Here is a 26,767-nt window from a genome sequence, read left to right as displayed (position 1 = left end):
ATTATTTCAGCCCCAGCGCCCTGGCGACGCCGGCGCCGTAGTCCGGGTGCACCTGGGTAAACAGATCGACCTGATGCCGCTGGATTTGTTCCGGCACCTGCGACAGCTCACCGGCGATACGGGTGAACATGCGCTGGTGTTCTTCGGCACTCAGCAGGTTAAACAGTGCGCGCGGCTGGCTGAAATAATCCTTATCCTCGCGGTGATTCCAGTGATCGGCCGCGCCTTCGATGCTCAACGGCGGTTCGCTGAAGTCCGGTTGTTCCTGGAACAGGCCGAAGCTGTTCGGTTCGTAGGTCGCCCCGTTGCCGCTGTTGCCGTCCACGCGCATCGCGCCGTCGCGGTGATAGTTGTGGAACGGGCATTTGGCGGCGTTAACCGGGATTTGGTGATGGTTAACACCCAGGCGGTAACGGTGCGCATCCCCGTAAGAGAACAGGCGGCCCTGCAGCATTTTGTCCGGCGAGAAGCTGACGCCCGGCACCACGTTGGCCGGGTTCATCGCCACCTGTTCAACTTCTGAGAAATAGTTGTCCGGGTTGCGGTTCAGTTCGAAGAAGCCGACGTCGATCAGTGGGTAGTCGCCATGCGGCCATACCTTGGTCAGATCAAACGGGTTGTAGGGTGTCTGCGAGGCTTCATGTTCAGGCATGATTTGAATTTGCAGCTTCCATCGTGGGAAATCACCGCGCTTGATTGCGTCGAACAGGTCGCGCTGCGAGCTTTCACGATCTTTGGCGATGATCGCTTCCGCTTCCTCATCCATCAGGTTTTCAATGCCCTGTTCGCAGCGGAAGTGGAATTTCACCCAGAAACGCTCGTTATTGGCATTGATAAAGCTGAAGGTGTGGCTGCCGAAACCATGCATGTGGCGATAGGATTTCGGGATACCGCGATCGCTGAAATCGATGGTCAATTGGTGCAAAGATTCCGGCAGATGGGAGAAGAAATCCCATTTGTACACCGGATTGCGCAGGTTGGTGTGCGGATCGCGTTTTACTACGTGGTTAAGATCGGGGAACTTCAGCGGATCGCGCAGATAGAATACCGGCGTGTCGTTGCCTACCAGATCCCAGTTGCCTTCATCGGTGTAAAACTTCATGGCAAAACCGCGAATGTCGCGTTCGGCGTCCGCTGCGCCGCGTTCACCGGCTACGGTGGAGAAGCGGATGAACATGTCAGTTTGCTTGCCGATTTCAGCGAAGATTTTTGCGCGGGTGTATTGGGTAATATCATGGGTGACGGTGAAAGTGCCGTAGGCGCCGGAGCCTTTGGCGTGCATGCGGCGCTCGGGGATCACTTCGCGGTCGAAATGGGCCAGTTTTTCCAGGAACCAGACGTCCTGCAGCAGCATCGGCCCGCGTTTTCCTGCGGTGATCACATTATTGTTATCGACAACCGGGGCGCCGGCTGCGGTGGTCAATCCTTTCTTGCTCATCACTTGCTCCTTATCGTATTGCCATTGCGTTAAGACTCGGGTGGCTTAAGCGTTCATCATGGTAGTTCTGCCGGGGGTTCTCTCCTGACGTTGATTAATGCCAATACTATTTGTAGTTCTATTAGGCGATGGCGGCAAATAGGTCTGAGTTATCGTTGGCGTCGTCAGCCTGAATTCGCCTTTCACTTGCAAAACTTTACAATTATCTGATATCCGAAGGTTTTTTTTCGCCCTTATCCCTTAAAGACTCGTTGTGCTTTGGTATAGACTCGTGAACGTATTATTACGGGTTGGCTCATGCCATTCTGAACGGATAAAAAGCGAGAGGGAAAAATGATGATGAAAACTTTGGTCGCGTGCGCAGCCGGTATGCTGTTTGTGACCGGTACGGCGAGCGCTATCGGCCTGTCGGGCGAAGCCGGGCAGCATTATACCAACCTCGGCTTCGGCCAAGACACCGGTAGCACCGGATTGGGGTTAACGGGCAACTGGTCGCGCAGCGATCATGACGGCAACGTCGGTAGCCTGGGGCTGAATTTCGGTCTGCCGCTGGGTCCTTTGACCGCTACGGTGGGCGGCAAGGCGCTGTATCTGAGCCCGAAAGACGGCGATAGCGGTGGTGCTTTGGCGTTGGGCGGCGGCCTGGACTGGGCTATCAGCCGTTACTTTAGCCTGCACGGCGAAGGTTATTTCGCACCGGAGTCGCTGACCAGCGGTGTGAAAGCCTATAACGAAGCCAGCGGTGGCCTGCGTTGGAATATTTTCCGCCCGCTCAGCGTAGATGTGGGTTACCGCTACATACAGATGGAAGGGAAGGACGGGCGTCGTGACAACACGCTTGCCGATGGCCCGTACGTCGGCGTTGGTCTGAGTTTCTAACGCAGCAAAAAGGGGGCCGCAGCCCCCTTGTTTCAATAAAAGTCCGCTGTTACCCCACAGCCGGCAGTAGACCACTGGCGATACCCAGTTGAATGGCAATCACCGTAACCCCGCAGACAAACACCAGCGCCAGCGCCGGCGTGCCGCCCCATACGCGGTATTGTGCCTGATGCCGTTGACGCGCCTTCCACACCAGCATTGACGGCAACAGCAGTGCCAGCACCGCCAACGCAATGGCGGCAAACCCCAGCGCCAGTACAAAACCGCGTGGATAGAACAGAGCGAACGCCAGCGGCGGCAGGAAAGTGATGGCCCCGGTTTGCAGACGGCCGCGCACGTTGTTCTGACGCTTGCACAAATCGGCCAGGAAATCGAACAGCCCGAGCGCCACGCCAAGGAAGGACGTAGCCAGTGCCAGATCGGCAAACAGATGCACCGCCAACTCTACGTGCGGTGACGCCACCACGTCGCGTACCGCCTGCAACAGGCCGTTTAGCCCGGCTTGTTGCGCCAGAATGCCGACGAAGGTGGTAGAACTGATGGCGCCGAGCGTGGCCAACTGCCAGAAGATATAGGCCACCAGTGGAATGGCGCTGCCGATGATGAACACCCAGCGCAGCTTGCGGATGTTGCCGCCCATATAGTTAACGATGCTGGGCACGCTGCCGTGGAAGCCAAATGAGGTGAAGATGACCGGGATGGCCGACAGCGCCAGCCCCTGTTCCAGCGGCAATGTCATCAGATTGGTACGGTGAATATTCGGCAGCATCAGACCCAGCATGGCGATTAGAAACACCACTTTGGCGGTAAACAAAATGCGGTTAAACAGATCGACCGAATGAGTGCCGATGCAAACCACGCCGCCAGCCACCAGGGTAAACAGCAATACGCCGAGCGTGGTGGGGAAATCTTGTGAGGTCCATTGGCTGATGCTGGCTGCCAGCAGTTCACCTGCACCGCTGATATAGGCGGCGGTCAGCGCATACATCAGGAACATCATGCTGAAGCTGGTCAGCCATTGGCCGCCACCGCCGAGATAACGTTTCGCTAGGGTACCCAGACCGGTATCTGCCTGTTCATGCTGATAAACCTCCACCAGCAACAGCGCGGTGTAACACATCAAGAGCCACAGCCCGACCAGCAAGGCCAGCGTGACGCCGAAGCCTACGCCGGCCGCCGCCAGTGGCATCGCCAGCATCCCGGCACCAATGGTGGTACCTGCCACGATAAAAACACTGCCCAGAGTGCGATTCTTCACTTTTTTCTCTACCAGCCAAAGATTTGGGAAAATTACAGATAACTAATTCTGAGTGCGGCAGGATAGTTGATTGACTATTTTGTGTCAAACAGGCGTTACGGATGATGTTAATTTATGTTTACACCTGTGTGGGCCGCTCGGCAGCGCAAAAATGCCTTCAACAGAAATTAACCTGTGATGCATAGTGAAAACTTATTTACGGGCTTCTATAGTGGAATGACTGGAAAATAAGGGAGAGATCAATGTTAAGGGTGGAGATGCTCAGCACCGGCGATGAGGTGCTGCATGGGCAAATTATAGATACCAACGCCGCCTGGCTGGCAGATTATCTGTTCCAGCAGGGCATGCCGATGAGCGGCCGTGAAACGGTGGGGGACAGTCTCTCCTCTCTGATCGAAACGCTGCAGGAACGCAGCCATATCGCTGATGTTCTGATCGTTAACGGCGGGCTGGGGCCGACCAGCGACGATCTCAGCGCGCTGGCGGCGGCTACCGCCTGCGGTGTCGAGCTGGTTGAGCATGCTGAATGGATGGCGCGCATCGAGGCTTATTTTGCCGAGCTCGGCCGGCCGATGGCGGCTTCAAATCGCAAACAGGCGCAGATCCCGGCCAACGCCGAAATGCTCGATAACCCGGTTGGCACCGCCTGTGGTTTTGCGCTCAAGCTGAACAAGTGCACGATGTTTTTCACTCCCGGCGTACCTTCTGAATTCAAAGTGATGGTCGAGCAGCAGATCGTTCCGCGCCTGCGCCAACGTTTTCCCCTGCCGGCGCCGCCGCTGTGCCTGCGTTTAACCACCTTTGGCACCTCGGAGAGCGATCTGGCCGCCGAGCTGGACGGCATGCCGCTGCCGCCGGAAGTGGTGCTCGGCTACCGCTCTTCCAGCCCAATCATTGAACTGAAATTGACCGGCCCGGAGATCCAGCGCGCAGCGATGGAACAGGCGTGGGAACGAGTGCGCCAGGTGGCGGGTGAAAACACCATTTTTGAAGGCACGGTAGGCTTGCCAGCGACGCTGGCGCAGCGGTTAACCCAGCAAGGGTTGAAGCTGGCGCTGAGCGAACAGTTCAGCGCCGGGTTGATCAATCTGCAATTGCAGAGCGAAGGCGCACCGCTGGCCGGCGGCGAGCTGTTGCCGTCGCACTGTGTGGAAACGCTGGAAACCACGTTGGCCCGTGCCCGTTCGTTGGCAGAGCTGGCAGGGGCGCAATTGGCGCTGGCGGTCAGTGCGATGAGTGACGATCGGGTGAGCGTTGCATTGCACACGCCGAAGGGGGGGATCGGCCAAACGGTACGCTACCGGGCGGCACGCCATGGCTTGCGCCTGCGGCAGGAATCGGTGGCGATGCTGGCGCTCGACATGCTGCGGCGCTGGCTGAACGGCGAACAGGCGTGCGGCAAAAATGGCTGGCTGGAGATCGTGGAGATTATCGAGTAAGGAATCGTTAGATTTAATGATATATCCCTTATTAATCATAATATTATAAGGGGTTATCTTGGTTGGGACAGGCTGTTACAATCGCTGCGGGTGCTTGAGACTGTTCGTCTTGAGCATTGTGTGGCAAGGCGGATAAGTGAAAGCCCCAAACTGACTCTCAATCAGAATGGGGCTGCCCTAACGCCTAGACACCGTTATGGTAGCCCCTTCACAGCAAGGAGGCAAGCATGCGGTTAAAGCATGTGTTTCACTCGTTAACTGTTGTATGTATTACTATTTTGTTATTTATCTGGATGATAAGAGACTCACTGTGTGAGTTGGCCATCTACCAGGAAAATATCACGATTTTGATCAGGTTAGCTTGTGAGGTGAAGCGGTAATCATCGGGCGGGGGAAACCCCGCCTTCTGGTGACCAGGCGCGGTTTCAGGCACCCAACGTCAAATTTCCAGCTCGATATCGGTCAGTGGCATGCAGCAGCAGGGCAGGATCTCGCCGTCATTGATAAACGCCAGCGGCTGTTGGTGATAGGTCACTTCGCCTTTTACCAATTTCAGGCGGCAGGCGCCGCAATAGCCGGATCGGCATTGGTATTCTACCTGCACGTCGTGCAGTTCCAGTACGTCGAGCAGGCAGCTTTCACTTTTCGGGCAGGATAACTGCGTGCCAGCGGCACGCAGTGTTATGAGAGGTGATGCCATCGCTTACAGTTCGAAGTCGCTCAGGTCGTCGGCATGCACTTCCGAGTCGATCTGACCAACCAGATAAGAGCTGACTTCCACTTCCTGCGGCGCAACCTGAACGTTGTCGGACACTAGCCAGGCGTTGATCCACGGGATCGGGTTAGAGCGGGTTGCGAACGGCAGGCCAAGGCCAACCGCCTGCATGCGGATGTTGGTGATGTATTCCACATACTGGCACAGAATGTCTTTGTTCAGGCCGATCATCGAGCCGTCGCGGAACAGGTATTCCGCCCACTCTTTTTCCTGTTGGGCCGCCAGCACGAACAGGTCGTAGCACTGCTGCTGACACTCAACGGCGATTTCCGCCATCTCAGGGTCATCGGCGCCGGAACGCATCAGATTCAGTATGTGCTGGGTGCCGGTCAGGTGCAGCGCTTCGTCACGGGCGATCAGCTTGATGATTTTGGCGTTGCCTTCCATCAGCTCGCGTTCCGCAAAGGCGAACGAACAGGCGAAGCTGACGTAGAAGCGGATGGCTTCCAGCGCGTTCACGCTCATCAGGCAGATGTACAGCTGCTTTTTCAGCGCCCGCAGGTTAACGGTGACCGTTTTGCCGTTGACCTGATGGGTGCCTTCACCCAACAGGTGATAGTAACCAGCCATCTCGATCAGATCGTCGTAATAGCCGGAAATGTCTTTCGCGCGCTTGAGGATCTCTTCGTTGGTAACGATGTCATCGAACACCAGTGCAGGATCGTTGACGATGTTACGAATGATGTGAGTATAAGAACGCGAGTGGATGGTCTCGGAGAATGACCAGGTTTCCACCCAGGTTTCCAGCTCCGGGATTGAGATCAGCGGCAGCAGGGCCACGTTCGGGCTACGGCCCTGGATGGAATCCAGCAGCGTTTGATACTTCAGGTTGCTGATGAAAATGTGTTTTTCATGTTCCGGCAGCGCCTGATAGTCGATACGGTCGCGGGATACGTCAACTTCTTCCGGACGCCAGAAGAAAGACAGCTGCTTCTCAATCAGTTTTTCGAAGATTTCATGTTTTTGCTGATCGAAACGCGCGACGTTAACCGACTGGCCGAAGAACATCGGCTCCAGCAACTGGTTGTTTTTTTTCTGAGAAAATGTGGTGTAAGCCATAAGCCTGAATCCATCGTAACGTGGCTAAATGAAGGGGCCGGAAGAGTTCCGGCCCGCTGTGTCAAACATTAGATCTTGCAGGCGCCGCTTTCGCAGTCGTCATCGCCGCCCTTGGCCGGCAACAAATCTTCCTGCACATCGTCCGCACCGTCACGGGTGTTCTGATAGTACAGCGTCTTGACGCCAAACTTGTAGGTGGTGAGCAGGTCTTTCAACAGCTGCTTCATTGGCACCTTACCGGCCGGGAAACGGCTTGGGTCATAGTTGGTGTTGGCAGAGATCGACTGGTCGATAAACTTCTGCATCAGACCGACCAGTTGCAGGTAACCGTCGTTGTTCGGCATTTCCCACAGCAGCTCGTACTCGTTTTTCAGACGCTCATACTCCGGAACCACCTGGCGCAAAATGCCGTCTTTCGACGCTTTGATGCTGATGTGGCCGCGCGGCGGCTCGATGCCGTTGGTGGCGTTGGAAATCTGCGACGAGGTTTCCGAAGGCATCAGCGCAGACAGGGTGGAGTTGCGCAGACCGGTTTCCTTGATCTCTTTACGCAGGGTTTCCCAGTCGTAATGCAGCGGTTCGTCACAGATCACATCCAGATCTTTCTTGTAGGTGTCGATCGGCAAGATGCCCTGAGAATAGGTGGTTTCATTGAACCACGGGCAGGCGCCCTGTTCCTGAGCAAGACGGTTCGACGCCTTCAGCAGGTAATACTGGATGGCTTCGAAGGTTTTATGGGTCAGGCTGTTGGCGCTGCCGTCGGAGTAGCGCACACCGTTCTTCGCCAGATAGTAGGCATAGTTGATCACGCCGATGCCCAGAGTACGGCGGCCCATGGCACCACGGTAAGCGGCTTTGATCGGGTAGTCCTGGTAGTCCAGCAGGGCGTCAAGCGCGCGCACCGCCAGGGTAGCCAGCTCTTCGAGATCGTCCAGACTTTCGATGGCACCCAGATTGAAGGCGGACAGCGTACACAGCGCGATTTCGCCGTTTTCGTCGTTCACGTCATCCAGCGGTTTGGTCGGCAGGGCGATTTCCAGGCACAGGTTGGACTGGCGTACTGGTGCGATCTGCGGGTCAAACGGGCTGTGGGTGTTGCAGTGGTCAACGTTCTGGATGTAGATACGGCCGGTAGAAGCGCGCTCTTGCATCATCAGTGAGAACAGTTCGACCGCTTTCACGCGTTTCTGGCGAATGCTGTCGTCTTTTTCGTACTGGGTGTACAGACGTTCGAATTCGTCCTGATTGGCGAAGAAGGCGTCATACAGGCCCGGCACGTCAGACGGGCTGAACAGGGTGATATCTTCGCCCTTGATAAGACGCTGGTACATCAGGCGGTTCAACTGCACGCCGTAGTCCATGTGACGCACGCGGTTGCCTTCAACGCCACGGTTGTTCTTCAGCACCAGCAGGCTTTCCACTTCCAGATGCCACATTGGGTAGAACAAGGTGGCGGCACCGCCACGCACGCCGCCCTGAGAACAGGATTTTACCGCGGTCTGGAAGTGTTTGTAGAACGGGATACAGCCGGTATGGAAAGCTTCGCCACCCCGGATCGGGCTGCCCAGCGCACGGATGCGGCCGGCATTGATGCCGATACCGGCACGTTGCGAAACGTATTTCACAATGGCGCTGGAGGTGGCGTTGATGGAATCCAGGCTGTCGCCGCACTCGATCAGCACGCAAGAGCTGAACTGGCGGGTTGGGGTGCGTACGCCGGACATGATTGGCGTAGGCAGCGAAATCTTGAAGGTGGAGATCGCGTCGTAGAAACGTTTAACGTAGTCCAGACGGGTTTCGCGCGGATAGTTGGAGAACAGGCACGCGGCGACCAGGATATACAGGAACTGGGCGCTCTCGTAGATCTCGCCGCTGACGCGGTTCTGCACCAGATACTTCCCTTCCAGCTGTTTGACTGCCGCGTAGGAGAAATTCATGTCACGCCAGTGATCGATAAAGGAGTCCATCTGCTCGAACTCTTCAGAGCTGTAGTCTTCCAGCAGATGCTTATCGTACTTGCCCATTTCTACCATGCGCGTCACGTGAGCGAGCAGCTTTGGCGGCTCGAACTGGCCGTAAGCTTTCTTGCGCAGGTGGAAGATGGCCAGGCGTGCCGCCAGGTACTGATAGTCCGGCGCGTCGCGCGAAATCAGGTCGGCTGCAGCTTTGATAATGGTTTCATGAATATCGGCGGTTTTGATGCCGTCATAAAACTGAATATGGGAACGCAACTCTACTTGAGATACCGAGACGTTATTTAAACCTTCTGCGGCCCAGTCGATGACCCGGTGGATTTTGTCGAGGTTGATGCGCTCTTTACGGCCATCGCGTTTAGTTACAAGCAGACTTTGGTTCATGTGGTTGTCCGTATGATTCCCCCAAGCAGAAGTGTAGTCGCTCTGCTCAGTATGTAAACACTACATATAGGGGTTGTATGTCGGTGAGGTAACAAGATAGTGAGAAAATAGGGCGTTTGCAAGTGAACAAAACCGGCCTATTTTGTGGATAACTTGGGGGTGAAATTTGGCTTCCGGCCGTGAGTGCGCGCTGTGACTGGCGCGACGAGCTTGTCAATAAGCGTGATAAGAATTTCCTTAGATTCACAAAAACGTGATCGTTTGCCGCTTTATTAAACGTTAGAAAAAAACGTGATATTGATCTGATTTAATATTCTTAAAAACTGTTTACAACGGCGATTTTGATCGAAATCGTGAAAATAGGGCATTTATACTGATTGATATGCGCACCGGATCCGGCGGAGCCAGCCCCGGTGCGGGCTGGGATACTTACCCTTCGTGCTGAGTATGTACCATATAGTTCACATCAACGTTGCGGCCAAGCTTGAAATGGTCAGTGACAGGATTGTAATGCAGGCCAATCATGTGTTTTTCGCGCAGCGGCGTGCCGTCGACCCAGCCGAGCAGCTCAGAAGGGCGGATGAACTTCTTATGATCATGGGTACCCTGCGGTACCATCTTCAGAATATATTCTGCCCCGATCACCGCCATCAACCAGGCTTTGGTGTTGCGGTTAATGGTGGAAAAGAACACGTGGCCGCCCGGTTTCACCAGGTGAGCGCAGGCGCGTACCACCGAGGCCGGATCGGGAACGTGTTCCAGCATTTCCATGCAGGTCACCACGTCATACCCTTGCGGGTTGGCCTGCGCGTGGCTCTCCACCGTTTCTTGCACATAACTAACATTCACGCCGCTTTCCAGCGCGTGCAGACGGGCCACTTGCAGCGGCTCTGCGCCCATGTCCAGCCCGGTCACTTGCGCGCCTTCGAGCGCCATGCTTTCTGCCAAAATGCCACCACCGCAACCCACGTCGAGCACCGTTTTGCCAAAAATGCCGCCGGCACGCTGCAGGATATAATTCAACCGCAGCGGGTTGATACGGTGCAAGGGTTTGAATTCACCTTCCAAATCCCACCAGCGTGAGGCCACTGCCTCGAACTTGGCGATTTCCTGATGGTCAACGTTTTGCGTTTGGTTGGATGATTCTGCATTCATGGGCGTGTTTGGCTCCTTGTTCTCGTTGCGCGGATTATACATGTATCGGCGCAGCCCCGTCTGCGCCGATACATTTTTACCGCACATATATGCACAATTTCAGCGAAACAGCGGCGGTTATTTTCCCGTAAAGCGTGCTTTGTGATATAGTTTTACACCTTTGCCACTATGGCAGCGGGCAGATGAATCATTAGTAGAGGGATAGCAGCTCCATGAGCGACCTTGCCAGAGAAATCACACCGGTAAACATCGAAGACGAGTTAAAAAACTCGTATCTGGATTACGCGATGTCCGTCATTGTCGGACGTGCGCTGCCAGATGTTCGTGATGGACTGAAGCCGGTGCACCGCCGCGTTCTGTTCGCGATGAGTGTATTGGGTAACGACTGGAATAAACCATACAAGAAATCGGCCCGTGTCGTCGGGGACGTGATCGGTAAATACCACCCACACGGTGACAGTGCGGTATACGACACCATCGTGCGTATGGCTCAGCCGTTTTCACTGCGCTATATGCTGGTGGACGGTCAGGGTAACTTCGGTTCCGTCGATGGCGACTCCGCCGCGGCGATGCGTTATACCGAAGTACGCATGTCCAAAATTGCTCACGAATTGCTGGCGGATCTGGAAAAGGAAACCGTCGACTTCGTGCCTAACTATGATGGCACCGAGCAGATCCCGGCCGTCATGCCAACCAAGATCCCGAACCTGCTGGTTAACGGCTCGTCGGGCATTGCAGTGGGGATGGCCACCAACATTCCGCCGCATAACCTGTCTGAGGTTATCAACGGCTGCCTGGCTTACATCGATGATGAAAACATCAGCATCGAAGGCCTGATGGAACACATCCCGGGGCCGGACTTCCCGACGGCGGCGATCATCAACGGTCGCCGTGGCATCGAAGAGGCCTACCGTACCGGGCGCGGTAAAATCTACCTGCGCGCTCGTGCCGAAGTAGAAACCGACGCCAAAACCGGCCGCGAAACCATTATTGTTCACGAAATTCCGTACCAGGTGAACAAAGCGCGTCTGATCGAGAAGATCGCCGAGCTGGTAAAAGAAAAACGCGTGGAAGGTATCAGCGCGCTGCGTGACGAGTCCGACAAAGACGGTATGCGCATCGTGGTTGAAATCAAGCGCGACGCGGTTGGCGAAGTGGTACTGAACAATCTGTATTCGCTGACTCAGCTGCAGGTCACCTTCGGCATCAACATGGTGGCATTGCATCAGGGTCAGCCAAAACTGCTGAACCTGAAAGACATTCTGCAGGCGTTTGTCCGCCATCGCCGTGAAGTGGTGACCCGCCGTACCATCTTCGAACTGCGTAAAGCCCGCGACCGCGCCCATATTCTGGAAGCGTTGGCCATCGCGCTGGCAAACATCGATCCGATCATTGAACTGATCCGTCGTGCGCCGACCCCTGCGGAAGCTAAAGCCGGGTTGGTTGCTCAAGCCTGGGATCTGGGCAATGTGGGCGCGATGCTGGAACGTGCCGGTGACGACGCGGCCCGCCCTGAGTGGCTGGAGCCGGAGTTCGGCATCCGTGACGGCAAATACTACCTGACCGAGCAACAGGCTCAGGCGATTCTGGATTTGCGTCTGCAGAAACTGACCGGCCTGGAGCATGAAAAGCTGCTGGACGAGTATAAAGAGCTGCTGACTTTCATCGCTGAGCTGATCTTTATTCTGGAAAACCCCGATCGTCTGATGGAAGTGATCCGCGAAGAACTGGTGGCGGTCAAAGAGCTGTACAACGACGGCCGCCGCACCGAGATCACCGCCAACACGTCAGATATCAATATCGAAGACCTGATCAACCAGGAAGACGTGGTCGTTACGCTGTCGCACCAGGGCTATGTGAAATATCAGCCGCTGAGCGACTATGAAGCGCAACGCCGCGGCGGTAAAGGTAAGTCAGCCGCACGTATTAAAGAAGAAGACTTTATCGATCGTCTGCTGGTGGCCAACACCCACGATACGATCCTGTGCTTCTCCAGCCGTGGCCGCCTGTACTGGATGAAGGTGTATCAACTGCCTGAAGCCAGCCGTGGCGCACGCGGTCGCCCAATCGTCAACCTGCTGCCGCTGGAAGCCAATGAGCGTATCACCGCCATTCTGCCGGTGCGCGAGTATGAAGAAGGGCGTCACGTGTTTATGGCAACCGCCAGCGGCACCGTGAAGAAAACCGCTTTGACCGAGTTCAGCCGTCCGCGCAGCGCCGGCATCATCGCCGTCAACCTCAATGAGGGTGATGAGCTGATTGGTGTTGACCTGACCGATGGCAGCAACGAAGTCATGCTGTTCTCCGCCAATGGTAAAGTGGTGCGCTTCCCGGAAACGCAGGTGCGTTCGATGGGCCGTACCGCCACCGGCGTTCGCGGTATCAACCTGGGTGAAGGCGATGGCGTTATTTCCCTGATCGTCCCGCGCGGTGAAGGCGACATCCTGACCGTAACCCAGAATGGCTACGGTAAACGTACCGCAGTCACCGAATACCCGACCAAGTCGCGCGCTACCCAAGGGGTTATCTCCATCAAGGTGAGCGAGCGTAATGGTCAGGTTGTCGGCGCGGTGCAGGTGGAAACTACCGATCAGATCATGATGATCACCGATGCCGGTACGCTGGTACGTACTCGCGTGTCGGAAGTCAGCGTGGTCGGCCGTAATACCCAGGGTGTTACGCTGATCCGTACTGCGGAAGACGAGAACGTCGTCGGTCTGCAGCGCGTTGCCGAGCCGGTGGAAGACGAAGAGTTGGACAGCCTCGAGCCGGGCGCGGAAGAAGCGGAAGAAGCGGAAGAAGACGCTGCACCGCTGGACGACGCTGACGATGATTCTGAAGCCACAGATGATGCGGAAGATGACAACGCCTAAGCGGTAAGGGGGCGGCGTGATGCTGACCCCGGATCGTACAGATGCAAACAGGGCCTGGCAGCGATGCTAGGCCCTTTTTCAGTTCTATGGTTTAATTGCCGTGCCAAAATCAGCGATCCCGACTCTGAGGCGAATGCGCTGGCCGCCACTCAATTTTTCATGGTATCCGATTGAAATATTTAGCTTCTTTTCGCACCACGTTAAAAATATCCCGTTATTTGTTCCGGGTGTTGGCGATTATGCTGTGGTCGCTGGGCGCGCTGCTCACAACCTTCTATATCCTGAATATCCTGAACGACAAAGAGACTGACATCCGGCAAGAATACAGCCTGGATTTCGATCAGGCGCAGAGTTATATCCGTCATTCCGCCGATATTATTCGCGATATCAAATATATGGCGGAAAATCGCCTTAACGGCTCTGTCAGCAGTCTGGATATGTTCAGTGGGATATTCCCCGGCAAGAACAGTACGCCGGAGTTTCTTCCGTTGTATCCGGAATCCAACTGTTCGCTTAACACCACTTACCGCAGTTCGCTCAATTCGCTGAGTGGGCTGATCCAGTATTGGAAAGAGAATTTCGTTGCGGCCTACGATCTCAACCGGGTTTTTTTCATCGGTGGCGACAGCCTGTGCATGGCGGAGTTCGGTGGCGGCAATGTCGTGCCTAACCGCGAGAACGTGTTGAAATCGCTGCACGAGCGCATCCTTAAATACCGCAACGCCAAAAATCAGGATAAAGACAATAACCTGTACTGGATCAGCCCAAGCCAACAGCGGCCGGATGTCGGCTATCTGTATGTGCTGACGCCAATTTATATTGGCAACAAGCTGGAGGCGCTGCTGGGCATTGAACAGACCATACGCCTGGAAGATTTTGTCACGGCGGGTAATCTGCCGATCGGCGTGACCCTGTTGGATGAGAATAACGAACCGATATTGCGTCTGGCGGAAGGGGAACGCGCTGCCGCGACGCTCGATAGCTATCCGGATGCACACACCTATTTTGGTTATGATGATAATTACCGCCATCTGATTATGAAGAAGGTGCTCCAGCCTTCGTCGCTCAGCATTGTTTATGCCTTGCCGGTAAAGAGTGTGGTCGAGCGTTTCAAGATGCTGATCCTCAATGCGTTGCTGCTGAACCTGCTGTCGGCCATTGTGTTGTTCACCCTGGCCTGGCTGTTTGAACGTAAAATGTTCCTGCCGGCGGAGAATAACGCCTTCAGGCTGGAAGAACATGAACAGTTCAACCGCAAGATCGTCGCCTCGGCGCCTGTGGGCATCCTGATTCTGCGCATCAGCGACGGCACCAATATTCTGAGCAATGAGTTGGCGCATAACTACATCAATTTGCTGACCCAAGAAGACCGTGACCGCATTACGCGCATTATCTGCGAACAGCAGGTGAATTTTGTCGATGTGATGACCAGCAATAACAATAACCTGCAAATCAGCTTCGTTCACTCCCGCTACCGTAACGAGGATGTGGCGATCTGCGTGCTGGTAGACGTCAGCGCTCGCGTAAAAATGGAGGAGTCGCTGCAGGAGATGGCGGCGGCGGCGGAACAGGCCAGTCAGTCCAAGTCGATGTTCCTCGCGACCGTCAGTCACGAACTGCGAACCCCGTTATACGGCATTATCGGTAACCTCGATCTATTGCAAACCAAGGCGTTGCCGCAGGGCGTTGACCGTCTGGTCAATGCGATGAACAACTCGTCCGGGCTGCTGTTAAAGATCATCAGCGACATTCTGGATTTCTCCAAAATTGAATCCGAGCAGTTGAAGATTGAGCCGCGCGAGTTTTCCTGCCTGGAGGTGATCACCCACATCGCAGGCAACTATTTGCCGCTGGTGGTGAAGAAGCGGCTGGGGTTGTACTGTTTTATCGAACAAAACGTGCCGGAGCGTATTTCCGGCGATCCCGTGCGGTTGCAGCAGGTTTTGTCCAACCTGTTAAACAACGCGATTAAGTTTACCGACACCGGTTGCATCATCCTGCAAGTCTGCACGCGCAGCAGTTATCTGGAGTTCAGCGTTCGTGATACCGGCGTCGGTATTCCGGAAAAAGAGATTACCCGTTTGTTTGACCCCTTCTTCCAGGTAGGCAGCGGTGTGCAGCGCCATTTCCAGGGGACCGGGTTGGGGTTGGCGATTTGTGAAAAACTGATCAATATGATGGATGGCGATATCGCCGTTGAATCAGAGCCGGGGCTGGGAAGCCTGTTTACCATCCGTATTCCGCTGTTTAACGCTCAGTTCCCGATCCCGCAGGCCAGTGATACCTGGCAAGGTAAAACCTTGTGGCTGAGCATTCGCAATCAGCGGCTGGAAAGCTATCTGATGGAGATCCTTGGCGGTTATGGCGCTACGGTGCTGCGCCATCAGGGGCAGGACACCACCGCAGGAGAGGTTATGCTCAGCGACTATCCACTGATGGTCAATACGCCGCTGCTGGCGCAGATCCAGTTTTCCATTGAGCACATTGGCCCGTCGCAGGAAACCCGGCCGGGTTACTGGATGCATAGCACCTCGACGCCGCGCGAAACCTTGGCGTTGCTCAATCGGTTGTTTGGCACCAGCACTGAAAGCGGCAGCACTCTGATGCAATTGCCGTTACCGGTCAAAGCCAGCACGGCGGACAACGGCGATATTCATCTGTTGGTGGTGGATGATCATCCAATTAACCGTCGGTTGCTTTCCGACCAGCTCGGCTCGCTGGGCTATCAGGTGGTTACCGCCAACGATGGGCTCGATGCACTCGACGTGTTGAATCGCAATACCGTCGATATCGTGCTGACTGACGTCAACATGCCAAATATGGACGGCTATCATCTGACCCAGCGCTTGCGCCAGCAGCACTTTACCTCTCCGGTAATTGGTGTGACGGCGAATGCCCTGGCGGAGGAGAAACAGCGCTGTATGGAGGCGGGAATGGATAACTGCCTGTCGAAACCGGTCACGCTGGAAACCCTGGAACAGACATTGGCGTACTACAGCCAGCAGGTGCGTCGCATGCGCGCCGAGTCGGGGGATGCCTAGAAAGCAAAAGGGCGCGGCATACAATGCCGCGCCCTCGGTTAACCGCGAAGGTTTTACTCTTTATCCAGCGGCGCCATGCTGACGGAAGAGAGGTAGTTGAGCAGCGCGATATCGTTCTCGACACCCAGCTTCATCATGGCCGATTTCTTCTGGCTGCTGATGGTTTTGATGCTGCGGTTGAGTTTCTTGGCGATCTCGGTCACCAGGAAACCTTCGGCGAACAGGCGCAAGACTTCGCTCTCTTTCGGTGACAGACGTTTATCACCGTAGCCGCTGGCGCTGATTCTCTCCAGCAGTTTAGAGACGCTTTCCGGCGTGAATTTTTTGCCTTTTTGCAACGCGGCCAGCGCTTTCGGCAGGTCGGTTGGCGCACCCTGTTTCAACACGATGCCTTCGATATCCAGATCCAACACGGCGCTTAAAATTGCCGGGTTGTTGTTCATGGTCAGAACGATGATCGACAATTGCGGATAATGGCGTTTGATGTATTTGATCAGCGTGATGCCGTCGCCATATTTATCACCCGGCATCGAAAGGTCGGTGATCAGTACGTTAGCGTCCAGTTTGGACAGATTGTTGATCAGCGCTGTCGAGTCTTCAAACTCCCCAACGACATTCACCCATTCAATTTGCTCAAGTGACTTCCGGATGCCAAACAGTACGATAGGATGGTCATCAGCAATAATTACGTTCAGGTTATTCATGTTGTTGGCTACCTTGCTGCAGCAGTCTACTGACGAAAAAATCAATCTGACTGATGTTATTCTCGATCTTGAGCGCATCACCGTCTGCGATGTGCTGTTCTAACGATTCACACAGTTGCTTGCCGGGAAGCAGATTTAACATGGCAAACACGCCTTTCAGGCGGTGTGCTGTCTGTGACAGAGCATTGAAATCACTGCTGCCCGCCTCAGTATACAGTTTTTTGACATCATCGGGTACTGTATCAACGAATAGTCCATAGTAATCACTTGATTTCAATTGTTTTTCATAGAGTTGGATGTCATCGGCAGTCAGCGATAGCGCGATTTCTTCCTGTTCCAGCGCGGCCATTTGCTGTTCGATCAGCATCAGCACGGCGTCTATCATTGCGCCACTCAGGTTATAGTTTACCCGAATATAACGCTTTTCAAGCTGTTGCCACCCGGCCTCATCGCTGGCCAGTAGCAGGGTATAGTCGTCGGCCCTTTGCGGATTATCGGTCAGCAGCACGTCGTAGTCGCGATTAACCTGGCGGTCGTCGGCAATGATACAGCTCGCGCCATAAGCGTGCAGCAAGGTGGTGACGATGCCGCGGACCTCTTCAGACGTGATGTCCAGCAGCGCAGTCACGCCGTCGAGCAGTTTCTCCTGCGCTTCGGTGTCCTTTTTCTCCATTTCCATCGGCACGCGGATGGTATAGCGAGTACCGATGTCTACCTTGCTGCGGATGTCCAACTGCCCGTTGAGCTTTTTGCACAGCTGGTTGCACAGGAAGAAGGTGAGGCCAGATCCATGATTAAAGCGATCCACCAACGTTTGGCTGAGGAACGGATAGTTCAGGTTGCTGATTTCTTCGTTGGAAATGCCCGAACCTGTGTCATTGATATGGAATACCAGACGATCCTGGTGTTCCGGCTCATGGTCGATCACCAGCGAAATCTTGCCGCAAGCGGTAGTGATGATGGCGTAATGGACCAGCAGTGAGATCACTTTGCGCAGCGCGTTGGCGTCACCGATATAGTGCTGTTCGACGTCAAGATTGACATGGTTGAACAACGACAGACCTTTTTGATTGATGGCCGGCAAGGCTTCCAGCAGCAGCTCATCTATCAGAGCGGCAGGGTTGAAAGGCTGGCGTGAAGGCTGCCAGTCCTGGGTTTCCAGGCGGGTAAGCAAGGTGATGTTCTCGATCAACCCCAACACCGATGCCGATTCCTCGACCAATTGGTTCAGCAGCGTCTGTTGCTGTTCCTCATCCGGCTGGGTGCGCAGGCGATCGGCCAGATCGTGCATTTGGCGCACCGGTTGGTTCAGTTCGATACCCAGGTTATGCAGCATCAGTTTACGCGCCTGCACATTTTTATCATATTCGCGTCGGGCCTGCTGCAGCCTTTTATTCACCATCACTTCCTTGTCCTGATCGTTGAGCAGGAACAGGTAGGTTTCCGGTGATAGCTGACTGCGGAAGATGCGAATTTCGTACACCTCATTGTTGACCGTTGCCTGAATGACGCCGTGATGTTGTTCGGCCATATGGGCGATTTTTTGCAGGCTGAGGTGGGGCAGCAGATGTTGGGCAATTTTATTGCTGGCGATCACCGTATTGCTGGCGAAGCTGTACACCAGCAGGCCGGAAGGCAGGCTGGCAATGATTTCCTGATTCAGCGCGCGTTCGGCCTCGAGTTCAACCGCCATGCTTTCGCCCGGCCGGATGTACTGACGACGAATAGAGTAAATGCCGATCATCGACAGTACCAGCAACAGCAGATTGATGGCGACCAACCACAGGTTGTTACGCAGCAGATCAATCGCCAGGTTCAGGGCAGAGACGCGGTAAACCACTTTCAGCGGCGCATTCGGCAGCGGAGCGCTGAACTCCACCCAACTGGCGCTGAACGATACGCTGGCGTTGGTGGTTGTTTCCACCGGAAGAGTACTGTCATCCAAATCGGTATCATCGGGCTGCAGCATAAAGTTGGAACGCGCCATATTAATCGGAATGATGTCGTTAATCGGCAGATCGAAAGCAATGACCGTAGCCAGGTGCCCCGGCTGATTAAAGGTGGTGCGTATTGAAAATGAGTAGGCGTTTTGGAAGCGCTGCTTGCGCAAGCTGGAGAAACTTTCCCGTTCGTCGAGCATGTTGGCCTGTTGCAGCATTTCTGCCCGACGATCCTCCGCCGACGACGTCAGGTAGCTTTCTCTGAAGCGTGAGGCCAGCTCTTTCAGCGGTTGAGTGGTGATCAGGCTCAGGCTGTTATCCTGGCCATTAAGATAATACATGGCATAGTTTTCAGATGTGGCGCCCCAACGGGTATCCAGGTAATCCGAAATTCTGGCGATCATGGCCAGCGTGCTGTCGTCGTGGCTGCCAAAAATCACCGCATCGGTTTTTTTGTGCGGTTTCTCTACATAATAGACGTCCGGGCGTAGCCGGGTTTCCTGCAAGCTGGGATCGGTACTTAAAGAAGAGGCCGTGCCGAACTTATCGTAGATCTGGTAGGTGATATAGCGATAGTTGTCTATGCGTTTTTGCAGGCCGTTGGCGATGCTATTCAGCGCGTACTTTTTTTCCGCCAGCCAGGCGTTGGTATAGTTGTAGCCATACAGGCCGATGGCCATCGTCAGCAGGACGGTAAATAACAGGAAGCTGCGGGTAATAGTGCTTGAGCTAATCGTCAGTTGTTTGTTTTGCATAGTTGACTGCACATTCCTGAATCAACGGGTTACGGCTCTGGCGCTGGCGGTGACCGCCAGGAGTAATACGGCGACGCAGGCAAAAGCCACCGTCAGGTTGAAGAACTGGGCGATGAAGCCGATCAGCGCCGGCCCGGCAAGAATGCCTGCATAGCCTACGGTGGTCACTGAGGCGATGGCCAGGTTTGCCGGCATATCATGTTGGTTGCCCGCCGCGCTGAACAGGATCGGCACCACGTTGGAAGCGCCCAATCCAACCAGCATAAAGCCAACCAGAGAAATCATCGCGTTGTTGAAGACGATCGCCAGGCTCAGGCCAATGGCCGCGCAGAGGCTGCCGAGCAACAGCACCTTATACCTGCCCAGGGAATTCACCATGCGATCGCCATTCAGCCTGCCGATGGTCATGGTGATGGAAAACAGCGCGTAGCCTAAACCGGCCTGACTGCTCGCGACGCCGCGCAGGGTGGTGAGGAACAGGGCGCTCCAGTCGAGCATTGAACCTTCCGCCAGGAACATGATAAAGCACAGGATACCGATAAACATCACCCAGCCGCGCGGCATCACGAACAGCGGCCCACCTTCTTCGCCACCGCTCTCGCGCAGTAGATTGCGACTGGCGAGTGCCAGCAGGGCGGCAATGGTCAGTACGATAATCAGCGTTGCCAACAAGGGCGACAGCCCGAGCCACAGCACCACGCTGACACCGCCGGCACCGGCTATGCCGCCGACGCTGAAGAAACCATGAAAGCCGGACATCATCGCCTTGCCGCTGGCGCGCTCGACCACCACGGCTTGCACATTCATCGCTACGTCGATCATGCCGATAGCTGCGCCAAACAGCAACAAGGCCAGCGCCATGCCGCCGGTGCTGTCCATCAGCGTCAGCAAGGGTAAATCAATGCACAATGCCAGACCGGCGAGCAGGATCACCGGTCGGCAACCCAACCTACCGGTCAGATAACCGGTCAGCGGCATGGCCAGCATGGAACCGGCGCCGATGCACAGCAGCAGCAAACCCAGCGACCCATCATCAATACCGATACGTGCTTTGGCAAAGGGCACTAGCGGCGCCCAGGCGGCCATGCCGAAACCCGCGACAAAAAAGGCCAGCCGCGTGGCAATTTGTGCCGGGACACCGGGTTTTTGCTGTTCATTGCACAGGGTAGAAGTCATGTGGGCATCAGAATCTGTTATGGAAGTGCAGGTTGAAAGTAATGGACTGTTTTTATCACAATCCGCGATCCGGGTCGAAAGGATTCGCGCTGCTGTCGGGGGCATCGGCCAGGGGGAGGGCAGCTATAGCGTTTCATCGGGTTGAAATATCATCGACCGTCTGCTTGTTGCAGGGCATTTTTTGCTGTCTGGCAGCCTGATGGGCTGAGCGTATGTCGTGCTGAAAAAAAACGCCATTTAAGCAATCGAATACTTTTTAAATAATGCGATTAAACTGTAGTCAAATAGAAATGTTAGCGATTTGTGCTGCAGTTAATTAGGGTAATGATATCGATGTGTTATTATTTCTTGGCAAAAAATGCGATTGAAAGGGGATTCTTATCGGTGTGTGAAGAAATAAAAAAACCGGCCAGAAGCCGGTCGAAATGGACAAAAAATTATCGTATAGATAATGAAGGTAATAATGAAAATAATGATGATAGCGGCGCAATTATAGCGCCAGTTGGTTGAACTGCTTTTGGCACAATGTGCTTATTGTCGATGACTTTTGTATGGCTATCTTTTTTTTCTTATATTTTTGTATAACCACATGATTTTAATTTAATTAATGTATTTTTTATCATTATGTGCTGTATTTGTTCTGTCTGTAATGTTTTGTGTAAGTTCGCGCAGATTTACATCTTGAATCATTTGTTAATTATAATGAAACACTATTGGGTACTTGGTATCATTTTCTTTCTGGATTAATATAATCCCTGTTACCAGAATGGTAATGCACAGTCGTGCTAATAATGCTCAGAAGGGCAGTGGCCATAGCTCGACATAATTAATGAGGATAATAACGATGAAACTTCGAGTACTCTCTCTGATAGTACCCGCCCTGCTGGTTGCAAGTACTGCAGGCGCGGCGGAAATTTACAACAAAGACGGAAATAAACTGGATTTGTTCGGTAAAATCGATGGTCTTCACTATTTCTCCGACAACAAGAATTCCGACGGCGACCAGTCTTATATGCGTTTTGGTCTGCGCGGCGAAACCCAAATCAGCGATCAACTGACCGGCTATGGCGAGTGGGAATATCAGGCGAACCTCAATCGTGCGGAAAGTGAAGATAACAATAACTTTACCCGTGTCGGTTTCGCCGGTCTGAAATTTGGCGACTACGGCTCGCTGGATTACGGCCGTAACTACGGCGTACTGTATGACATCGGCGCATGGACCGACGTTCTGCCGGAGTTCGGCGGTGACACCTACGGTGCGGATAACTTCATGTTCCAGCGCACCAACGGCGTGCTGACCTACCGTAATACCGGCTTCTTCGGCCTGGTCGATGGCTTGAACTTTGCCCTGCAATACCAGGGTAAAAATGACAGCGCGACCGAATCCAATAACGGCCGCGACGTGCTGGCACAGAACGGTGACGGTTATGGCATGTCTGCGTCCTACGATCTGGGCTATGGCATCAGCGCTGCAGCCGCTTACTTCTCTTCTGATCGTACGAACGACCAAAATGGTATGAACGGCAACTACAGCAACATTCTCGGCCGTGGCGATAAAGCCGAAGCTTACAGCGGCGGTCTGAAATATGACGCCAACAACGTTTACCTGGCGGCGATGTACACCCAGTCTTACAACGCTACCCGTTTCGGCAGCAGTGGCAGCACTGTTTACGGCTATGCCAACAAAGCGCAAAACGTTGAAGTTGTTGCTCAGTACCAGTTTGACTTTGGTCTGCGTCCGTCCGTGGCTTACCTCCAGTCGCGAGGCAAGGACATCGACCGAGGTTACGGCGATCAGGATTTGATGAAGTATGTTGACGTGGGTGCGACTTACTACTTCAACAAAAACATGTCCACCTACGTTGACTACAAAATCAACCTTCTGGATGACAACAATTTCACCAAAGCCGCCGGTATCAACACCGACAACGTGGTTGCCTTGGGTCTGGTTTACCAGTTCTAAGCAACAAAGTGTGAAAGTGACCACGCGGCCTTCAGGTCGCGTTTTTTTTGCCTGCGACTAGGCACAAATGGATATTTACCCGGCACGGATTGCTATTTCAACACCCCCTTGTGTCACTAAACTAGACCTATATAGATAGACACCTCAGGAGGTTAGTATGGAGCTCAGCATAGATCGGGTTATTGAAACGGTCCTGTATGTGCGCGATATCGAACGCGCCGACACTTTTTACCAACAGGTGTTAAAGCTGCCGGCGATGCTGGCCAACGAGCGTTTTCGTGCCTACAACGTGGGCGAACAAAGCGTATTGCTGCTGTTTATTGAAGGCGACTCGCTTAAAGGCGCACGTTATCCCGAGGGGTACATTCCTCCGCATGACGGCAATGGGCCATTACATATCGGGCTGGCGGTGGCGAAAGAGCAGTTACCGCATTGGGAGCAGCATCTGACGGCTCATGGTATAGAGATAGAAGGGCGGATGACCTGGGAACACGGCGGGGAGAGTATTTATTTCCGCGATCCCGACGGTCACCTGCTGGAGCTGGTGACGCCGGGGATCTGGGCCAATTATTGATCGAGCCAGGCTAGTGCCAACGCCTCAAGCACTCCACTCATCAGCAGCAATGCTTGTTGTGGCTGCTGCTCAATTTGTACTTTGACGATCGCCCCGTCTATCAGCATCGCCAGCATTGCCGCTCGCTGTGCTTGCTGCGGGCCGGCAGGCAGGTGGCGTGCAATTGCGTCAGCCATCTGCCCCTTGTGCTGCCGTGCGATATTCAGACTTTCCGGCAGCATATCCGCTAATTCCACCGCCGTATTGATAAAAGCGCAACCGCGATAGTGCGGGTCGTTGAACCATTCCGCAAGGCAGGACGTTAAAGCAGGCAGCACATCTCCTTGCTCTGCCACATGCCGTTCCAGAGATTGGTTAAACCAGGCTAGCCACTGCTCATGGCGATGGGCCAAAAACGCTGTGATCAGATCGTTCTTGCTGGGGAAGTGCCGATAAAACGTCACTTTTGTTACGCCAGATTCGCTGATGATGCGATCGATACCGGTCGCGCGTACTCCTTCACGGTAAAACAGATCGTGTGCCGTCAGCAGGATACGCTGGCGTGCAGGCAGAATGCTGGTTGTAACAGACATCAGAGCACCTCATAAGTTATTTACCGGATTGATTGTAGACAACTCTGTCTACATGCGCTAGCTTAATTAAGTAGACAAATCTGTCTACTTAACCCTAAGCCCAGAGGTGAACAATGAGCATTAAACCCCCGTTACCGCCATTTACCCGTGAATCCGCCATCGAGAAAGTCCGTTTGGCGGAGGATGCCTGGAACAGCCGCGATCCTGAGCGTGTATCGCAGGTTTATTCTGTAGATACCCATTGGCGCAATCGAGCGGAGTTCGTTGATGGCCGGGAGGCGGTCTGCAAGTTCTTGCAGCGCAAGTGGGCTAAAGAGCTGGAGTACCGGTTGATTAAGGAACTGTGGGCGTTCGATGGTGCGCGTATCGCAGTGCGGTTTACTTATGAATGGCGCGATGATTCCGGCAACTGGTACCGCAGCTTTGGCAACGAGAACTGGGAGTTTAATCCGGACGGCCAGATGATTAACCGGCATGCCTGTATCAACGATATGCCGATCCGTGAGCAGGAACGTCAATTCCATTGGCCGCTTGGCCGCCGGCCGGATGATATTCCGGCCCTGAGTGACTTTGGCTTCTGATTGCGTTTACTGATAATAGGGCCGCAGTTCTGCCTGGCGCTCAGAAATAAGTGAAGGCATTTCAATATGGAAAATAAAAGTTAATTATGTTTTATGTGGCTTTATTTCAGACGTAATAAAGCCTGCCTAAATAAATAAGGCATATAAATTAAAATGATTGTACTGAATGTGGAAGTAACGGTGGAGCGCGTGTTCGATAAAATGGAAAGGTGGCCAGAGTAATAACGAGGTAAATAGCGTGAATAAGACGGGGTGCGCATTGAGTCGGCAGAGGCGGTGCCGCAGGTATCTGGGCCATCAGCGGCGGGTTGTGATGTAACAGGCTGCAATAGCCGCAGAGGTCAAAACAGGCGCCGGAGGCCATATCCGCCATGTCGTGGCCCGCGGGCGGGCTTTCTTGTGGCTGATGACTCATCATCGCCATATGCTCGACATGTTCCCCGCCAGTCGGCATATCCATAGTCATCTCTTTGTTATTGATATTATTTTTTGAGAGATGCGAGGAGATGGACGGCGCGATAAAAACCATCAACATAGCGAATAAACCCAGCCAGGCCAGAAAGCGCATATGTTGAGTGGACAGTTTCACCAGGGAGGTATTCCAGAGCCAGAGGGTAAGTGAGTGATGATGACGGTAATTGTGCTCGCATTGTAACATTAATAAGAATTAAGCTAAACAGAGAAGAAATCTGTTTGTTAAATGAGAATAATTCGGGTAAATTCCGCAATTATTCTATTTAACCACGGGTAATCCATCATGTCTGAACGCACTTCTGCGTCGCCTGAGGCTGCGCAGAATATTAATCGGCAGGTAACCACCCGCAGTTGGTTTATTCCGTTGATGATGCGGATTCATTTCTATATTGGTCTGTTTGTGGGGCCCTTTTTACTTATTTCCGCAGTGAGTGGGATATTTTACGCATTGACGCCGCAAATTGAATCCCGCCTGTATGCCCAACAGCTATTTAACGACAGCTCCGGGTCGACACTGCCGTTAGAACGGCAGATAACCGCCGCTCAGGCGGTCGCACCGCAGCAGGCTTCACTTTCGGCGGTAAGACCGTCACCTGGCGAAGGCGAGAATACTCGAGTGTTGTTTAACGTTGCGGGATTAAAGGACTCGGAACGGTTGGCGGTGTTTGTCGATCCGGTGACCGCGCAAACGCATGGCGCAATGACGGTTTATGGCACCAGCGGCATATTGCCGCTGCGCACCTGGTTGGATCAATTTCATCGCAGTTTGCTGTTGGGGGATTTTGGTCGCAATTATAGCGAGCTGGCAGCTTCCTGGCTGTGGATTGCGGCGCTCGGGGGATTGATCCTCTGGGGCGCTCGTAAGCGTAAGCAGACGAGGCAGGGGCGTAAAGGTTTACGTTGGTTGCATGAGAAAAGCGGCGTGCTGTTGCTCATCGGCCTGTTGTTCTTTTCCGCCACCGGGCTGACCTGGTCGCAGTGGGCCGGAGAGAATATCAGTGTGTTGCGACAGCAATTGGGCTGGGCGACCCCCTCGTTGTCTACGGCAGTGGGTGGGCAGAGCGCACTGCCTGCTGATGAGCATGCCGAACACCGTGGCCACAAGATGCACATGACAATGGCTGAGCCGCCTCAGGACCGTGCCATGTATGATAGAGCGCTGGCTGTCGCACGTGCAGCAGGCATTGATGCCACCAGGATTGAAATCAGGCAGCCGGCAGCGGCGGGTCAGGCTTGGGCGGTGATGGAGATAGATCGCAGTTGGCCGACGCAGGTTGATGCCGTGGCAATCGATCCCGCGACGATGGCGATCGTTGATCGGGTCAGGTTCGAACAGTACCCGCTGGCAGCCAAATTGACGCGCTGGGGTATCGATCTGCATATGGGCATCTTGTTCGGTCTGGCAAATGAGCTGGTGTTGGTGGTTTTCGCTGCCGGGCTGGTGGCAATGGTGGTGATGGGGTATTTGATGTGGTGGCGCGGCCGGCCCACCCGGGCAGTGCGTAAACCGCGGCACTCACCCTTTATGTTGCTGCGCAAAACACCCAAAGGGCCGCTGTTGCTGATCGTCAGTCTCACGTTGCTACTGGGCGTTTGCCTGCCGGTGATGGGTGTTAGCCTGTTGGCCTTTTTACTGTGCGATCTACTGCGGTTTCTGATGGCGTGGCGACGTGAACCGCACCTATCGACAAAGCGAAGTTTGTAGAAAAGCCTTTCCTCTTCTACACTTAGAGAACAATAAACGTACGTCAAGA

General features: G+C 54.1%; 20 protein-coding genes. 9 read left to right on the top strand and 11 right to left on the bottom strand.

Annotation, left to right across the window (positions count from 1 at the left end):
- Position 1: 1 nt before the first annotated feature.
- Positions 2 to 1,438: a catalase KatA gene (gene katA, locus JEM67_RS19090; RefSeq protein ID WP_199636219.1), complete on the bottom strand. Its 1,437-nt coding sequence runs from the start codon at positions 1,436 to 1,438 to the stop codon at positions 2 to 4.
- A gap of 336 nt (positions 1,439 to 1,774) precedes the next feature.
- On the opposite strand from katA, the gene JEM67_RS19085 reads away from it, so the two are divergent.
- The gene (locus JEM67_RS19085) at positions 1,775 to 2,317 is read left to right on the top strand and encodes a YfaZ family outer membrane protein (RefSeq protein WP_199636347.1); all 543 of its coding nucleotides are present in this window, start codon (positions 1,775 to 1,777) and stop codon (positions 2,315 to 2,317) included.
- A gap of 49 nt (positions 2,318 to 2,366) precedes the next feature.
- Here the strand turns inward: JEM67_RS19085 and tyrP are convergent, their stop codons facing one another.
- Entirely contained in the window at positions 2,367 to 3,575 is a 1,209-nt protein-coding gene (gene tyrP, locus JEM67_RS19080; RefSeq protein ID WP_199636220.1) for a tyrosine transporter TyrP, read from the bottom strand.
- A gap of 242 nt (positions 3,576 to 3,817) precedes the next feature.
- Here tyrP and JEM67_RS19075 point away from each other — a divergent pair, with 242 nt between their 5' ends.
- A complete protein-coding gene (locus tag JEM67_RS19075; RefSeq protein ID WP_199636221.1) occupies positions 3,818 to 5,014 on the top strand; it encodes a nicotinamide mononucleotide deamidase-related protein YfaY in 1,197 nt (398 codons plus the stop codon).
- Between the two features lie 227 nt (positions 5,015 to 5,241).
- Complete coding sequence (locus JEM67_RS19070) at positions 5,242 to 5,394, top strand: Hok/Gef family protein (protein WP_013813865.1); 153 nt, start codon at positions 5,242 to 5,244, stop codon at positions 5,392 to 5,394.
- A gap of 59 nt (positions 5,395 to 5,453) precedes the next feature.
- On the opposite strand, the gene yfaE is transcribed toward JEM67_RS19070, so the two are convergent.
- From yfaE to ubiG, 4 genes are all read right to left on the bottom strand, one after another.
- Positions 5,454 to 5,714, bottom strand: a complete 261-nt coding sequence (gene yfaE, locus JEM67_RS19065; RefSeq protein WP_013813864.1) for a class I ribonucleotide reductase maintenance protein YfaE — start codon at positions 5,712 to 5,714, stop codon at positions 5,454 to 5,456.
- 3 nt (positions 5,715 to 5,717) lie between these two features.
- The gene (gene nrdB / locus JEM67_RS19060) at positions 5,718 to 6,848 is read right to left on the bottom strand and encodes a class Ia ribonucleoside-diphosphate reductase subunit beta (RefSeq protein WP_199636222.1); all 1,131 of its coding nucleotides are present in this window, start codon (positions 6,846 to 6,848) and stop codon (positions 5,718 to 5,720) included.
- Between the two features lie 68 nt (positions 6,849 to 6,916).
- Positions 6,917 to 9,205: a class 1a ribonucleoside-diphosphate reductase subunit alpha gene (gene nrdA, locus JEM67_RS19055; protein ID WP_013813862.1), complete on the bottom strand. Its 2,289-nt coding sequence runs from the start codon at positions 9,203 to 9,205 to the stop codon at positions 6,917 to 6,919.
- A gap of 429 nt (positions 9,206 to 9,634) precedes the next feature.
- On the bottom strand, positions 9,635 to 10,360 hold the full coding sequence (ubiG, locus tag JEM67_RS19050) for a bifunctional 2-polyprenyl-6-hydroxyphenol methylase/3-demethylubiquinol 3-O-methyltransferase UbiG (protein WP_199636223.1): 726 nt from the start codon (positions 10,358 to 10,360) through the stop codon (positions 9,635 to 9,637).
- A gap of 212 nt (positions 10,361 to 10,572) precedes the next feature.
- Here ubiG and gyrA point away from each other — a divergent pair, with 212 nt between their 5' ends.
- Positions 10,573 to 13,233, top strand: a complete 2,661-nt coding sequence (gyrA, locus tag JEM67_RS19045) for a DNA topoisomerase (ATP-hydrolyzing) subunit A (RefSeq protein ID WP_199636224.1) — start codon at positions 10,573 to 10,575, stop codon at positions 13,231 to 13,233.
- Positions 13,234 to 13,403: 170 nt separating this feature from the next.
- Positions 13,404 to 16,274 (top strand): two-component system sensor histidine kinase RcsC, encoded by a 2,871-nt coding sequence (gene rcsC / locus JEM67_RS19040; RefSeq protein WP_199636225.1) that lies wholly within the window; start codon positions 13,404 to 13,406, stop codon positions 16,272 to 16,274.
- 53 nt (positions 16,275 to 16,327) lie between these two features.
- On the opposite strand, the gene rcsB is transcribed toward rcsC, so the two are convergent.
- From rcsB to JEM67_RS19025, 3 genes are read right to left on the bottom strand one after another with little or no spacing between them, the layout of a single operon-like run.
- On the bottom strand, positions 16,328 to 16,978 hold the full coding sequence (gene rcsB / locus JEM67_RS19035) for a response regulator transcription factor RcsB (protein ID WP_004947156.1): 651 nt from the start codon (positions 16,976 to 16,978) through the stop codon (positions 16,328 to 16,330).
- Complete coding sequence (rcsD, locus tag JEM67_RS19030) at positions 16,971 to 19,673, bottom strand: phosphotransferase RcsD (protein ID WP_199636226.1); 2,703 nt, start codon at positions 19,671 to 19,673, stop codon at positions 16,971 to 16,973. Before rcsD ends, rcsB begins: the two co-directional genes overlap by 8 nt.
- Positions 19,674 to 19,694: 21 nt before the next feature.
- Positions 19,695 to 20,849: an MFS transporter gene (locus tag JEM67_RS19025; RefSeq protein ID WP_013813858.1), complete on the bottom strand. Its 1,155-nt coding sequence runs from the start codon at positions 20,847 to 20,849 to the stop codon at positions 19,695 to 19,697.
- An 844-nt stretch (positions 20,850 to 21,693) separates the two neighbouring features.
- Between JEM67_RS19025 and JEM67_RS19020 the strand changes: the two genes are divergently transcribed.
- Positions 21,694 to 22,812: a porin OmpC gene (locus JEM67_RS19020; RefSeq protein ID WP_199636227.1), complete on the top strand. Its 1,119-nt coding sequence runs from the start codon at positions 21,694 to 21,696 to the stop codon at positions 22,810 to 22,812.
- A 157-nt stretch (positions 22,813 to 22,969) separates the two neighbouring features.
- On the top strand, positions 22,970 to 23,386 hold the full coding sequence (locus JEM67_RS19015) for a VOC family protein (RefSeq protein WP_013813856.1): 417 nt from the start codon (positions 22,970 to 22,972) through the stop codon (positions 23,384 to 23,386).
- Here the strand turns inward: JEM67_RS19015 and JEM67_RS19010 are convergent.
- Positions 23,380 to 23,958: a TetR/AcrR family transcriptional regulator gene (locus JEM67_RS19010; RefSeq protein ID WP_199636228.1), complete on the bottom strand. Its 579-nt coding sequence runs from the start codon at positions 23,956 to 23,958 to the stop codon at positions 23,380 to 23,382. The genes JEM67_RS19015 and JEM67_RS19010 overlap by 7 nt on opposite strands.
- A gap of 113 nt (positions 23,959 to 24,071) precedes the next feature.
- Between JEM67_RS19010 and JEM67_RS19005 the strand changes: the two genes are divergently transcribed.
- Positions 24,072 to 24,539 carry a DUF1348 family protein gene (locus JEM67_RS19005; protein WP_013813854.1) on the top strand — a complete coding sequence of 156 codons (468 nt, stop codon included), beginning with the start codon at positions 24,072 to 24,074 and terminating at the stop codon, positions 24,537 to 24,539.
- Positions 24,540 to 24,687: 148 nt separating this feature from the next.
- Here the strand turns inward: JEM67_RS19005 and JEM67_RS19000 are convergent, their stop codons facing one another.
- Positions 24,688 to 25,128, bottom strand: a complete 441-nt coding sequence (locus JEM67_RS19000) for a DUF2946 domain-containing protein (protein ID WP_370576163.1) — start codon at positions 25,126 to 25,128, stop codon at positions 24,688 to 24,690.
- 168 nt (positions 25,129 to 25,296) lie between these two features.
- Here JEM67_RS19000 and JEM67_RS18995 point away from each other — a divergent pair, with 168 nt between their 5' ends.
- Positions 25,297 to 26,718 carry a PepSY-associated TM helix domain-containing protein gene (locus JEM67_RS18995; RefSeq protein WP_199636230.1) on the top strand — a complete coding sequence of 474 codons (1,422 nt, stop codon included), beginning with the start codon at positions 25,297 to 25,299 and terminating at the stop codon, positions 26,716 to 26,718.
- Positions 26,719 to 26,767: the final 49 nt, after the last annotated feature.

It is taken from the genome of Serratia sp. PAMC26656 (assembly GCF_016469055.2).
GTDB lineage: Bacteria > Pseudomonadota > Gammaproteobacteria > Enterobacterales > Enterobacteriaceae > Serratia > Serratia plymuthica.
The sequence above is the reverse complement of the archived record's forward strand: the minus strand, read 5'-3'. Positions and strand labels throughout refer to the sequence as shown.

What these genes read in the sequence shown, in the direction of transcription:
- katA (WP_199636219.1), bottom strand. Translation starts at nt 1,438, where the DNA reads ATGAGCAAGAAAGGATTGACCACCGCAGCCGGCGCCCCGGTTGTCGAT.
- JEM67_RS19085 (WP_199636347.1), top strand. Translation starts at nt 1,775, where the DNA reads ATGATGAAAACTTTGGTCGCGTGCGCAGCCGGTATGCTGTTTGTGACC.
- JEM67_RS19075 (WP_199636221.1), top strand. Translation starts at nt 3,818, where the DNA reads ATGTTAAGGGTGGAGATGCTCAGCACCGGCGATGAGGTGCTGCATGGG.
- JEM67_RS19070 (WP_013813865.1), top strand. Translation starts at nt 5,242, where the DNA reads ATGCGGTTAAAGCATGTGTTTCACTCGTTAACTGTTGTATGTATTACT.
- yfaE (WP_013813864.1), bottom strand. Translation starts at nt 5,714, where the DNA reads ATGGCATCACCTCTCATAACACTGCGTGCCGCTGGCACGCAGTTATCC.
- nrdB (WP_199636222.1), bottom strand. Translation starts at nt 6,848, where the DNA reads ATGGCTTACACCACATTTTCTCAGAAAAAAAACAACCAGTTGCTGGAG.
- nrdA (WP_013813862.1), bottom strand. Translation starts at nt 9,205, where the DNA reads ATGAACCAAAGTCTGCTTGTAACTAAACGCGATGGCCGTAAAGAGCGC.
- ubiG (WP_199636223.1), bottom strand. Translation starts at nt 10,360, where the DNA reads ATGAATGCAGAATCATCCAACCAAACGCAAAACGTTGACCATCAGGAA.
- gyrA (WP_199636224.1), top strand. Translation starts at nt 10,573, where the DNA reads ATGAGCGACCTTGCCAGAGAAATCACACCGGTAAACATCGAAGACGAG.
- rcsB (WP_004947156.1), bottom strand. Translation starts at nt 16,978, where the DNA reads ATGAATAACCTGAACGTAATTATTGCTGATGACCATCCTATCGTACTG.
- rcsD (WP_199636226.1), bottom strand. Translation starts at nt 19,673, where the DNA reads ATGCAAAACAAACAACTGACGATTAGCTCAAGCACTATTACCCGCAGC.
- JEM67_RS19025 (WP_013813858.1), bottom strand. Translation starts at nt 20,849, where the DNA reads ATGACTTCTACCCTGTGCAATGAACAGCAAAAACCCGGTGTCCCGGCA.
- JEM67_RS19020 (WP_199636227.1), top strand. Translation starts at nt 21,694, where the DNA reads ATGAAACTTCGAGTACTCTCTCTGATAGTACCCGCCCTGCTGGTTGCA.
- JEM67_RS19015 (WP_013813856.1), top strand. Translation starts at nt 22,970, where the DNA reads ATGGAGCTCAGCATAGATCGGGTTATTGAAACGGTCCTGTATGTGCGC.
- JEM67_RS19010 (WP_199636228.1), bottom strand. Translation starts at nt 23,958, where the DNA reads ATGTCTGTTACAACCAGCATTCTGCCTGCACGCCAGCGTATCCTGCTG.
- JEM67_RS19005 (WP_013813854.1), top strand. Translation starts at nt 24,072, where the DNA reads ATGAGCATTAAACCCCCGTTACCGCCATTTACCCGTGAATCCGCCATC.
- JEM67_RS18995 (WP_199636230.1), top strand. Translation starts at nt 25,297, where the DNA reads ATGTCTGAACGCACTTCTGCGTCGCCTGAGGCTGCGCAGAATATTAAT.